This is a genomic window from bacterium, from assembly GCA_017744355.1.
GTDB lineage: Bacteria > Cyanobacteriota > Sericytochromatia > S15B-MN24 > UBA4093 > JAGIBK01.
In genome coordinates this window covers 109212-121216 of the sequence record JAGIBK010000002.1, presented here as the reverse complement: position 1 = coordinate 121216, position 12005 = coordinate 109212, and the positions used below count along the sequence as shown (strand labels likewise).

9 protein-coding genes are annotated in these 12005 nt (G+C 67.9%); all 9 read left to right on the top strand.

The genetic code is table 11. The features are described from left to right. The first annotated feature begins 117 nt into the window (after positions 1-117). The 9 genes from J7643_06085 (at position 118) to J7643_06045 (ending at position 11989) form a co-directional block, all read left to right on the top strand. Positions 118-1215, top strand: coding sequence for an MFS transporter (locus J7643_06085; GenBank protein MBO9540146.1), 1098 nt, complete (start codon positions 118-120; stop codon positions 1213-1215). A 108-nt stretch (positions 1216-1323) separates the two neighbouring features. Further along, on the top strand, positions 1324-1566 hold the full coding sequence (locus tag J7643_06080; GenBank protein MBO9540145.1) for a hypothetical protein: 243 nt from the start codon (positions 1324-1326) through the stop codon (positions 1564-1566). A 2-nt stretch (positions 1567-1568) separates the two neighbouring features. After that, positions 1569-2693 carry a PepSY domain-containing protein gene (locus tag J7643_06075; protein MBO9540144.1) on the top strand — a complete coding sequence of 375 codons (1125 nt, stop codon included), beginning with the start codon at positions 1569-1571 and terminating at the stop codon, positions 2691-2693. A gap of 130 nt (positions 2694-2823) precedes the next feature. Continuing rightward, positions 2824-4788 (top strand): hypothetical protein, encoded by a 1965-nt coding sequence (locus J7643_06070; GenBank protein ID MBO9540143.1) that lies wholly within the window; start codon positions 2824-2826, stop codon positions 4786-4788. Continuing rightward, positions 4785-6641, top strand: coding sequence for an IucA/IucC family protein (locus J7643_06065; protein MBO9540142.1), 1857 nt, complete (start codon positions 4785-4787; stop codon positions 6639-6641). The genes J7643_06070 and J7643_06065 overlap by 4 nt, the downstream gene beginning before the upstream one ends. Next, complete coding sequence (locus J7643_06060) at positions 6601-7848, top strand: MFS transporter (protein ID MBO9540141.1); 1248 nt, start codon at positions 6601-6603, stop codon at positions 7846-7848. The genes J7643_06065 and J7643_06060 overlap by 41 nt, the downstream gene beginning before the upstream one ends. A 112-nt stretch (positions 7849-7960) precedes the next feature. Further along, positions 7961-8689, top strand: coding sequence for a hypothetical protein (locus J7643_06055; protein MBO9540140.1), 729 nt, complete (start codon positions 7961-7963; stop codon positions 8687-8689). Positions 8690-8831: 142 nt separating this feature from the next. After that, entirely contained in the window at positions 8832-9728 is an 897-nt protein-coding gene (locus J7643_06050) for a C1 family peptidase (protein ID MBO9540139.1), read from the top strand. A 230-nt stretch (positions 9729-9958) separates the two neighbouring features. Then, a complete protein-coding gene (locus J7643_06045) occupies positions 9959-11989 on the top strand; it encodes an MCP four helix bundle domain-containing protein (GenBank protein ID MBO9540138.1) in 2031 nt (676 codons plus the stop codon). Positions 11990-12005 lie beyond the last annotated feature (16 nt).

Below are 12005 nucleotides of genomic sequence, written 5' to 3'. Positions count from 1 at the left end.
CAGGGGCAGGTTAGCGGTATACTGATAACGATCCATCCGCGAGAAAGCGAGGCGCTTATCCGATCCCCCCTGCCCTTCATCTACCTGGCCATCGTCGCGAGCTTCCTCAACCTCTTCTTGCAGGTCGCCCTGACCCCGGTCTTCGCCCGGAGCCTCAGCCCCTCGCTCGGCTTGGTGGCCCTCGCCGTCTCCGCCTACTCGATCGCCAACCTGGGGGGCAACCTCTTCTCCGGCCTGGTGGTGGATCGCTTCAACAAGGTGAAAGTCCTGGTCGCGGGCATCCTCGTCGGCGCCCTGGCCATCGGCCTGTGCAGCACCGTCACCGGCATCGGCCCGCTCGTCGCCCTCTTGATGCTCAACGGCCTGGCCTTCTCGGTGGTCACCCCCGCCGCCTACGCCCTCTTGAGCCTGCACCTCTCGGATGAGCAGCGCGGCAAGGGCATGGCCCAGTCCGGGGTCACCATCGGCCTCTCGGCCATGATCGGGCCGCCCGTGGCAGGAGGGCTCGCGGATGTCCTGGGGCACGCGGGGGCCTACGGCGCCATCGGCGGCTTCCTCGCCCTCTTGGGCTTGGTGCTCGCCGTCGGCCTGCGCAAGGCAGGCACGGCCGAGGCAGAGGACGACGTGGGCCTCAAGGACCTGGTCGCGCTGCTTGGCGATCGCCGCCTCTTCATCGCCTATCTGGGCGCCTTCCTCCTCATGTACATGAACGGGGGGCTCGTCTTCGCCCTTCCGCCCCACGTCAAAGCGCTGGGCCTCAAAGGGGCCATGACCGGGGCCCTGTTCAGCACCTTCGCCGTCATGGCGATCGCCGTCTTCGTCTCGCCCCTGGGCACCCTCTCGCGCCGGCTCGGCGCCCCCCGGACCATGGCCCTCGGCGCGATCCTGCTGGGGGTCGGCTGCGGGCTGCTGTCCGTCTTCGACCGCCTCCCCCTGATGATCGCGGCCATGGCCGTGTACGGAATGGGCTTCGGGCTGGTCTTCCCGGCCTCGCTCGCGGCCCTGGTGGCCGCAACCCCCGATGGCAAGCGGGGCAGCGCCTTCGGGGTCTTCTACGCGGTCTTCTCGCTGGGCAGCGTCGCCGGCCCCTTCGCCCTCTCGCGCGCGGCGGCCCTGGGCCTCTCGCCCTTCCTGCTCGCGCCCCTGCTGCCTGCGATCGCGGCCCTGGGGCTGTGGTGGTGGGGCACGCGCCGGGTCCAACCCGCCACCGCCTGAGGCGCAAGCACCATGGCAAGGGTTCGCTAAACGCAGAACTTGCAATTGAGAATGATTAGCAATATCATCAAATTGAACCGCTTGCCCTTTCCCTGGGAGGATGCCGCCATGCAGGAGACCACCGCCCCCGGCCTTTCACGCCTCGTCGACCTCAACAAGGCCTACGAGTACCAACTGCTGAACATCATCGCCTGCGGACGCGGGCTGCTCGCATGCGACGCCTGGCACTACGAGCCGCACCACCTGGAAGCGGTGCTCGAGATCGGCGATCGCATCAAGGACGCCGCCTCGCGGATGCTCGCCCTCAACGCCCAGATCAAGGGGATCGAGCAACAGGTGGGGTTGGGCTGAAAATGACCCTGCGCCCCTGGCTTCTGCGCCTCCACCTCTGGCTCGGCCTCGTCTGCGGCCTGTTCATCACCGTCCTGAGCCTGACGGGGACGGCCCTGGTCTACCGGGCCGAGCTCGACCGGGCCCTCAACCCTGGGCTGTACCAGGTCAGCGCGCAGGTTGCCCCCAAGCCCACCCCGGACCTGGTCGCCACGGCGGCCGCCCGGCACCCGGAGCTACCCCTCACCCGCATCAACCTTCCCAAGACGGCGGCGGACCCGCTCGTCGTCCAGTTCAAGGGCGATCGCCAGGTCTTCATCGATCCCGGTACGGGGACGGTGTTGGGTGAGCGCACGACCAACGGCCATCTGATGGGCTGGGTGCTCGACCTGCACCGGCACCTGCTCGCCGGTGAGACGGGCAACCAGATCGTCGAGTGGGCCTCGATCGCCCTCTTCTTCCTCAGCGCGAGCGGCCTGATCCTGTGGCTGCCCCGGCGCCTCACCCAGGCCAAATTCAAGGTCGCGCTGCCGCCGGGGGCTCCTTACCAGCGGGTGAGCCGCGAGTGGCACCTGGTGCTCGGCCTCTACTCCGCCGTCTTCCTGATGATCGCAAGCTGGACCGGCGCCGCCTTCGTCCATCAGGACCGCTTCGTGGCCTTCTACGCCTGGGCGACCGGCCACCAGGGCCCCATGCCCGAAGCCCCCAAGGCCACCGCTAAGGCACTCGGCCCGGGTGCACCGGTCGCGGCGGTGCTCGACGCCGCCGCGACGACCTTCCCCGGGGCCAGCCCTACCTCGATCCGCTACCCGAAAGGCAAGGGCGGGGTCATCCGGGTCATCATGAAGCAACCGGGCGACGTTCACCCGAACGGCAACACCTGGGTCTACGTGGACGCGCAGGACGCGCGAGTCGTGGGCGTGCTCGATCCGGCCAAGGCGCCGCTTGCTTGGAAACTCTTCTACGCCTACAACTACGCCCTCCACACCGGCGAGATCGCAGGCCCCATCGGCCGGCTGGTGGCGCTGGTCGTCAGCCCGCTCCCCGCCGTGCTCTGCCTGACCGGCACCCTGATGTTTTTCGGGAAGTGGCGCGCCCGTCGGCGCACGGCTGCTGCTCGGCAAGCACCCCAGCCCGTCGGAAGCTAGCCACATCGAAAGATGCAGCCGACGTCCCTGACGAAAATCGGCCTCCTTCTTCTATGAGGCGAACGCAGCCGCTCGCAGCGTTCCGGCCAATAATCGCAACACCCCGACCCGGGGCCAGGAGTTGAAGCCCATGCTCGACGCACTCACGATCGCTCCGCACTTCGCCCTGTCGGGTGAAGAGCAAGCCATCCTCGACCACCTGTGCGCCCACCGCCCCGCGCTGGCGCCGGCGTTCCTCGCGCAGGTGCCCGTCGGGCGCCAGGGGATCCTACAGCGCCTGCTGCAGGCCCTGGTGCGCGAGCAGCTGGTGTCGCCCGCGCGGGTTCACTTCGAGGCGGACGCGCGCCTGGTCATCGCGCTGGACGACGCGCAGTGGATCGAAGCACCTCTCGCACGCCGACTGAGCCTGGGGCGCTTCGACCTGGAAGGCGCCATTACGCACCTTTCCCCCTCGGGCCGAAAAACCGTCGACACCCCCGAGGCCCTCCTCACGCTGGTCCGGCCGATCCTGCGCGAGCCGAGCGACGAGCACCGCTTCATCCGCTTTTCGCAGGAGCTGGCGAACAGCGCCGCCAACTACGCCCTGGCGCTCGTCGGCGCCGCCGAGCGCCGCCGGGCCCTCGAAGCCGAAGCCTCGGCCCTCGGCATCCACGACTCCCTGCGCTTCGCCGATGCTCGACAGGCGCTCGACACCACCTTCAACCCCCTCGCCTTCTTCGAGCAGTGGGTGGTGGACGGACACCCCCTGCATCCGGGCGCCAAGATCAAGATGGGACTGACGCCGGACGAGGTCATCACGTACTCGCCCGAGTGGGGGGCCGAGCCGCTCGTGCGGCTGGTGGCCGTCCGGCAGGACCGCAGTTGCGTGACCACCGCCAGGGGCAAGACTCCCGCCGATCTGCTCGCCGCCGAGTGGCCCGAACACGTCCGGGCGGCCGAAGCCACCCTAGCAGAGCAGGGCCTCGATCCCAAGGCCTACGCGCTGATCCCCGTGCATCCATGGCAGCATGAGCGGACCCTGAGCGCCCTGTACGCCGAGGCCATCGCCTCGAAGGCCGTCGTCACCCTCGACATCCCCGCCATCCCCACCCGGGCACTCATGTCCTTCCGCTCGCTCTCCCCCATCCAGCGCCGGGGCGAGGGCAAGCACCACCTCAAGACCTGCGTCAACGTCCAGACCACCGGCGCCGTCCGGATCATCACCCCCCAGTCGATCCACAACGGCCCGGCCCTCTCGGCCCTGCTCGGGGCGATTCTAGAACGTGAGAGCGGCTTCGGAGGCGACTTCGTGGTGCTCGAGGAAACAGCCGGGATCTGCTACCACGATCCGGCCCTCTCGGACGAGGCGCGCCACACGACGAGCAAGAACCTCGCCGCCCTCTTCCGGGAGAACCCCGAGAACCACGTGGGTCCGGGCGAGATCGCCATGGCGGGCTCCAGCCTGCTTGCACACTCTCCCCTCTCGGCGCGGCCCGTGGTGGTCGAGGCCGTCGAGGCCGTCGCCCGGGCCCAGGGACTCACGGGCCTCGAAGTGGCGGCGATCGCCTTCGTGCAGCGCTACGCCGAGATCGCCCTCCCGGGCTTCTTGACCCTCTTGAGCCGCTACGGGGTGAGCCTTGAGGGCCACCTCCAGAACAGCGTGATGGTCCTCAAGGACGGCGCGCCCGTTCGGCTTGTCATGCGGGACTTCGGCGGGGTGCGGGTGCTGCTCGAACGGCTCGAACGCCTGGGGCTATCGGTCGCCTTCCACCCCGGATCGGCGACCGTCACCGCCGACGTGGAGGACCTTCGAAACAAGCTGACCTACCCCGTCTTCCAGAACCACCTGGGCGAGGTGATCGCGACCCTCCACCGCGCGCTAGGGGTGAGCGAGGAGGCGCTCTGGCAGCCGGTGGCCGCGGTCTGCCGCGCGGTCTTCGCCACGCTCAAAGAGGATCCTGCGATCGCCGCACAGGCCGCCGACGACGAGGCCGCCCTCTTCGCCCCCACCGTCGACCTCAAGGCCATGGCGACCATGCGACTCTTGGGTGACGTGACCCGCTACACCTTCGCCCCGGTGCCGAACCCGCTGCACGCCTGCGAGATGGGCGCATGATCGAGCAGATCACTACGCTCGCAGGCCTTTCGGCCGATGAGGCGCGGATCCGCGCCGCCCTGCCTCCCAAGCTCCAGGACGCCTATCTGGCCGCTCTGCCGCAGGCACGTCGCAAGACCCTCCTGCGCCTTGCCGCCGCCCTGGTCCGAGAAGAGGTCCCGGGCACCGCGGAGCTTGGGCTGCCGCTCGCCGAACAGCACGGGTTCGGCCGCGTGGAGGTGGATGAGCGGCTCGCCGAGCGCTACCCCGACGCCCGTACCCTGCTCGAAGCCGTCGCTGCGCACGCGCAGGCCCCCGAGCTAGACTGGGAAGGCTTCGCCCGCGAGCTCGAAAACGCGAGCGCCAACCAGGCGCTCGCCTACGCCCACTGGGAAACGCGCAAGAAAGCCATCCAGGAGGCCTCGTTCGGGGCCCGCGACACCCTCGGCTACGTCCAGGCTCGCAAAGCCGCCGAACCCGGCTTCAACGCGAGCCTCTTCTTCGAGCAGCTCTGCGTCGAGGGCCACAACCTGCACCCCAGCGCCAAGACCAAGCTGGACATGGCCCCGGAGGACGTCCTGCGCTATTCGCCCGAGTTCGAAGGCGCCCCCACCCTCAGGCTGGCGGCCGTCCGACGCGAGCACGCCGCATGGGCGACCCTCGACGGCGGCACGCCCGAGGCGCTGCTCTACGCGGGCCACCCGGGACTCGAGGCGGCGGTCCGGGACGAGCTCGAAACGCACGGGCTCGCGCCTGCCGATGTCGTGCTCGTCCCCGTCCACCCATGGCAAGCCGAGCACTCCCTGGAGGCGATCTACGGCGACGACCTGGAGGCAGGGCGTGTGATCCTGCTTACCCAGGCGCGCATCCCCGCCTGGGCCACCACCTCCTTCCGGACGGTCGTACCCTGCGAGGCCCCGAGGGCCTACGCCCTCAAGGTCGCGGTCAACAGCCAGATGACCTCGACGGTGCGCTCGATCTCGGTCCAGAGCACCCAGAACGCCCCGCGCCTCACCCGGCTGATCCGCACGATCCTCGAAAAGGAGCCCGCCATCGCCGAGTATTTCGTCCCTGTCTGCGAGGCGGCAGGCGTCAGCTTCCGGCCTGATCCGCGCGAAGCATCACCCGAGCGGCGCACCCTCAAGCTGCGCAACCTCTCGGCCATCTGGCGCGAGGAGGTGGAGGCCCTCCTCGCGCCGGGTGAGATCGCCGTGGTCGGCTCGGCCCTCTACGCCGAGTCCCCCCTGAACGGCGAGCCCGTCCTCGTCGAGATCCTGCGCGCCTTCGCCGCGACCACCGGCGCAGACAGCCTGGATCAGGCGGCCATCGCCTTCATGGCCGAGTACGCGAAAGTCTGCCTTCCCGGTTACCTTACCTGCATGGTCCGTTACGGCATCGGCCTGGAGGGGCACCTACAGAACAGCGTGCCGGTCTTCAGGGGCGGCCGGCCGGTCAGGATGCTGTTCCGGGATTGGGGGGGCCTGCGGCTCTACGCGCCGCGCCTCGCGCGGCACGGCCTGACGGCGGACCTCTACCCGGACTCGGTGACGGTGGCGCGCGAGGCGCGCGAGATGCAGAACAAGCTCTTCAATACCGTCTACCAGAACCACCTGGCAGAGATCGCGCTGCTGCTCGCCACCCACACAGGCGTCTGCGAAGCGCGCCTCTGGCGCGTCGTCCACGAGGTGACCACGCAGGTGCTCGCCACCCTCGAACGCACCCCCGAGGACGCGCCGGCCGTCCGAGCCGACCGCGCGGCCCTCTACCGAAGCGTGGTTGCCCACAAGGCCCTCGCCACCATGCGCCTGCGCCCCGACCATGAAGGCTACTGCTATGTCAGCGTCCCCAACCCTCTCGCCGACTTCGACCGCTGACGCCCGCGGCTACCACGCCTTCATGGCAGGTAGCCTGGTCGGACGGATCGGCGACTGGCTCGATCTGGTGGCCCTCAACTGGGCCACCCTCCAGCTCACCGACTCCGCCCTGCACCTGGCGCTGATCAACGTCTGCCGCCTGGCACCCGTCTTCGCCCTCAGCGTGCCCGCTGGGGTGCTGGCCGATCGCTACGACCGCCGACGGCTGCTGATGCTGATCCAGGTGCTCAGCGCGGCGCTCACCGTCCTGCTTGGGCTCATGATCCACCAGCACGCGGCCTTCTGGGCCTTCGCCCTGGTGGTGACGGTACGCGCCTGCCTGAGCGCCATGGACGCGCCCGTGCGCAACGCCCTCTTGCCGAACCTCGCCCCCAGCGATCGCCAGGCGCAGGCCGTCGCCCTCAACGCGGCCCAGATGAACCTCGCGCGAGTGATCGGCCCTGCGATCGCTGGCGCCGTGCTCGCTGTCGCCCCGGCGCTCTGGCTCTTCGCCCTGAACGCCGCCAGCAGCCTCGTGGCGCTGGCGAGCCTGGCCTTCGTCCCTGCCACACCTCAGACCGCACGCACGACCAAGAGCAAGGGCGCCATGGCGGAGGCCCTCGCCTTCGTGCGCGCCCAGCCCACGGTACAGTCGCTCTTGATCCTTGCGATCGCCCCGATGGTCTTCGGCTTCCCCTATACCGCCATGCTGCCCCTGTTCGTGCGAGACCTGACGGGCCTGGGCCCGACCGCCTTCGGCGGATTGCTCACCGTCTCGGCGGTGGGCTCGCTGGTGGGCTCGGGAAGGCTCGCCTTCCTTCGCGACCAACAGGCAGCCGGCAAGTGGCTCATCGTCTCGCTCCTGGGTTTCGGCCTCTCGCTCGGCCTCTTCATGGTCTCGAAGGGATGGGTCCCCGCGGCGATCGCCATGTTCCTGGTGGGGCTCACCAGCCAGACCTACCGCACCACGAGCCGGATCGCCCTCCAGGCGGCAATCCCCGATGCGCTGCGCGGCCGGATCCTGAGCATCGCCCTCATGGACCGGGGCTTCATCCCGCTCGGCACCCTGCTGGTCGGCGCGATCGCCACGCAGTTCGGCACCGGCTGGGCGGGGGCCACCATGGCCCTCGGGAGCCTCGCGGTCACCGGCGGGCTCGTCGTGCTACGCCCCGAGATCTGGCGTCTGGCGCCCGTGCCGTCGGACAGCGATCAGGTGCGCCAGGCCTGATCGGCATACTTTTATCATTTCTTAAGCAGCTCTTTACTCAGATTTCTCGCCTGCTGGTGATGATACCTACAAGGCCCCATGGACATGCCATGGTCGGCCGAGAGGGAACACCATGCGAAGACTCGCCATCAACACTCGCCATCTCTTCGCGCTGCTGGTCGCCGGCTCGCTGCTGGCCGGCTGCGGTGCCCCGCCGACCAGTTCGGCCAAGAGACCGACTGCGGCGAGCACCGCCAAGCAGTACCAGTCGACGGTTCCCCCTGCGAACGCGAGCGCGAGCACCGGCGCGGAGGACGATCTCGCCAAGAACCCCTTCGTCCTCTGGGTCAAACGGACCTATCCCCAGACCGCCGCCCAGATCATCGACGAGTACCTCTCGCAGCGGACCATGGCCAACGCCGACCCCAACCTCGAGGCTGAGCGCGCAAAGATGCGACGCCAGGTCATCGCCATGGTGACCAGCGAGTTCGCCAAGAACGTGACGCCCAACCTCCCCGAGGGACTCCGCTTGCAGGCACAGCCCCAGACCGGGCAGATCGTCGTGAGCGGCACGGTCCAGCAAATGGGGCAGGACATCGCGATCTCCTTCGAATTCCAGGTCCGCATGGACGGCGAGGGGATCGTCTGGGTCACCCAGCCGGCCAGCACGGTCAAGGCCAACTCCAGCAGCTTCCTGGTGAAGCTACTCGGCGGCAACCTCCCGAAGAAGGCCAGCGAACAGATCATCTCGACCCTCGACAAGGAATCCCCCAAGAGCGTGGCTTCCTTCAAGGGCGTGATGTACGGCGTCGGCGGCATCTTCCGGATCGATCCCGGCCTCGCTTTCATGGGCATGCCATAAGCCGTCGGCACCGCCCGATTAAGCTAACGAAAGCATGACGTTGATTTAACCTAACCTTGGGCAACTTTCCTCCCCCCGGGACCTAAATAACAGTATCTGAACCCTCAAGCGAACCCTGGCTGGATCGAAAGGACGAAACCCAATGATGAAGCGCACGATCTCGAAGATGACCGCCGGCAGCCTGCTGAGCCTCTTCCTCCTCGCCGGCTGCGCGACCGTCCCCGGCTTCTCGGTCCAGAACGGTAGCGACGAGGTCGACGCCCTCGCCAAGGCCAAGAAGTACCAGCTTGGCGCCGACATCTCCAACGACCCCGGCGTCGAGATGGACGAAGCCTTCACCACCCAGGCGGCGCTGCCCTCCAAGGTCGACCTGCGCTCGGGCTTCAGCCCCGTCGGCAACCAGGGCCAGTTCGGTTCGTGCACCTCGTTCGCCACCATCAAGGGCCTGCAGGAGTTCCTGCTCAAGAAGCAGGGCCGCTACGAAGCCCAGGCTCCCGCTTACCTCTGGTACCAGGCGCGTCGCCAGACCGGCGGCAAGGGTCAGGACACCGGGGTGCCCACCGAATTCGCGATGAAGATGCTCGACGCTTACGGCAGCATCCCCGAGAAGGACTTCCCCTACCTCGAAGCCGCCAAGCAGAAGAACGATGCCGCCCGCAAGGAGTTCCTCGAGCGCCAGCCCGGTAGCGCCCTCGAGACCAAGGGCAAGAAGAACCGCATCATGACCGGCTACAAGAGCGTGACCAAGCTCAGCGCCATCCGCAATGGCCTGGCGGACGGGGTGCCCGTGGTGCTCGCGATGCGCGTCTACAGCAGCATCGGCAAGACCGGCAAGAACGGCATGCTCCCGATGCCCACCAGCAAGGATGAGTTCCAGGGCGGCCACGCGGTCATCGCCGCCGGCTACGACAACGAGAAGAAGGTCCTCATCGTCCGCAACTCGTGGGGTTCGGACTGGGCCGACGGCGGTTACTTCTACATGCCCTACGAGTACATCAAGCAGGGTCACGTCCGTCTCGCCCTGGTCCCCAAGATCTAACGAACCCGCTTCTTCGGCCCCTCGCGAGCAACTCGCGAGGGGCCTTTTCGTACAATGCCCCCCTCTCGTCAGGTACGAGAGGGGGTTTGGCGCATAAGTAGGGACTTTCTGCCCTATGGGGCCCGGGACCTTCTGCCCTATTGGGCCTTTGAGCCCATTTGCTATAAGAATCATTGCTCGCTTGCTTGACAGCAAGCTTACCTCCCGCCCCCCTTTCCTCAGGAGACACCATGCGATTGAAGATCGGCACGAAGCTGCTGTCCGGGTTCGGCATCATCCTGGCGCTGACGGCCATCGTCGGGCTCGCCTCGCTCGCGAAGCTCAACGCCGTCAATGACCTCTTGATCGACATGTACGAGCGGCAGGCCATGGGCCTCTCGGTCATCAAGGAAGCGAACCTCAACTTGATCTACCTGGACCGCTCCGAGAAGAACGCCATCCTCTCGGATGACGCGACCGATATCGAGAAGCGCATCACCCGGTCGGACACCTACCTCTCGCGCCTCAAGGAGCTGCTGACGCAGTACCGGTCCTTGATCGTGACCGACGAGGCACGCCGGATCCAAAGCGAGACCGTCGAGCTCGTCCGCGAGCTCGAACCCTACTTGTCCCAAGCCCATACGCTCACGCGGGCCAACCGGGACGCCGAGGCCACCCAGCTCGGCCTCAAGATGCGGCCCATCGTCGATCGCATCGACGACAACATGACCGAGCTCGCCAAGCGCAAGGAGCGCCTCGCCGAGAAAGCCCGCGACGACGCGGCGAAGACCTTCGCCGAAGCCAAGTTTCTCGTCATCGCCCTCTTGCTCGTCGCCATCGCCCTCGGCACCGGCATCGCCCTCTTCATCTCCCGGCAGCTCTCGAAGGGCCTCACCGCCGTCGCCCACGCGGCCGAAGGCATCGCCCACGGCGACCTGGACCAGCGCCTCGACATCAAGAGCAATGACGAGTTGGGCGACATGGCCCAGAGCTTCCGCGCGATGATCGAGAACCTCCGCCAGGTCATCGGCGGCGTGCGCGCAAGTGCCCAGTCGGTGGCCGCCGGCAGTGACCAGATCAGCTCGGGCGCCGAAGAGCTCTCCAAGACCTCGCAGGCCCAGGCGGCCGCCACCGAGCAGACTTCGAGCTCCATGGAGGAGATCGCGGCCAACATCCAGCAGGTTGCAGGCAACGCCCAGACCCTTAGCGACAACGTGGCGAGCACCTCCAGCTCGATCGAGGAGATGGCCGCGAGCGTCCAGCAGGTGGCGGGCAACGCCGACGATTTGGCCTCGGCCGTCGCCGAGACCTCGGCCTCGATCGAGGAGATGACCCAGAGCATCCAGCAGGTCGCCGTCCGCGTAAGCGAGGCCAACCAGGAGGCCAACGAAGCCAACCGCCTCGCCCAGAGCGGCGCGCAGTCGGTCCAGCAGACCGTGACGGGCATGACCCAGATCCAGCAGACCATGCACGAGGTGCTCCACGTGATCGAAGAGCTCGGCAAGAGCTCCAGCGAAATCGGCAACATCATCGAAGTGATCGACGACATCGCCGAGCAGACCAACCTCCTGGCCCTCAACGCCGCCATCGAAGCGGCCCGCGCCGGGGAGCACGGCCGCGGCTTCGCGGTGGTCGCCGACGAGGTCCGCAAGCTCGCCGAGCGCTCGGCCCGCGCCACCGGCGAGATCGCAAGCCTCATCAAGGGGATCCAGCACGAGACCGCCCAGGCGATCGCCTCGACCAAGCAAGGTGACGAAGCCATCCAGACGGGCAGCCGCCTGGCGGCGACCGCCGGGGACTCGCTCGAAGCCATCGTCGCCTCCATCGGCCGGGTGGGCGCGCACATGACCCACATCACCCAGGCCACCCAGGAGCAGTCGCACGCTGCGGGCCAGATCTCGCTGGCCGTGGGCAACATGAGCACCCTCACCGACCAGACCGCCATCGCCACGCGCGAGCAGGCCAACGCCTCTCAGCAGATCATGCGCTCCGTCGAGGCCATGAACCGCATGACCCTACAGGTCTCGAATGCCACCGTCGAGCAGCGCAAGGGCGGCGACATGATCCTGCGCGCCGTCGAAGACATCTCCAGCTCGACCCAGGAGTCCGTCTCGGCCACCAGCCAGATCGCCCAGGCCGCCGGCGACCTCCAGTCCCAGGCCCAGCAGTTGCTCGATGCGATCGCCTTCTTCAAGGACGGCCAAGCCGAGCAGCCCAGGACCGCACGGACGGCGATCGCCCCGCCCGCGCAGGCCACCCGCCTGATCGCCCAAGGGCGCTAGGCATCACAACGAGAAG

Bases quoted from the DNA above. Each gene is read 5' to 3' on its own strand.
- J7643_06045 (MBO9540138.1), top strand. From the start codon at position 9,959: ATGCGATTGAAGATCGGCACGAAGCTGCTGTCCGGGTTCGGCATCATC.
- J7643_06080 (MBO9540145.1), top strand. From the start codon at position 1,324: ATGCAGGAGACCACCGCCCCCGGCCTTTCACGCCTCGTCGACCTCAAC.
- J7643_06050 (MBO9540139.1), top strand. From the start codon at position 8,832: ATGATGAAGCGCACGATCTCGAAGATGACCGCCGGCAGCCTGCTGAGC.
- J7643_06075 (MBO9540144.1), top strand. From the start codon at position 1,569: ATGACCCTGCGCCCCTGGCTTCTGCGCCTCCACCTCTGGCTCGGCCTC.
- J7643_06065 (MBO9540142.1), top strand. From the start codon at position 4,785: ATGATCGAGCAGATCACTACGCTCGCAGGCCTTTCGGCCGATGAGGCG.
- J7643_06070 (MBO9540143.1), top strand. From the start codon at position 2,824: ATGCTCGACGCACTCACGATCGCTCCGCACTTCGCCCTGTCGGGTGAA.
- J7643_06055 (MBO9540140.1), top strand. From the start codon at position 7,961: ATGCGAAGACTCGCCATCAACACTCGCCATCTCTTCGCGCTGCTGGTC.
- J7643_06060 (MBO9540141.1), top strand. From the start codon at position 6,601: ATGTCAGCGTCCCCAACCCTCTCGCCGACTTCGACCGCTGACGCCCGC.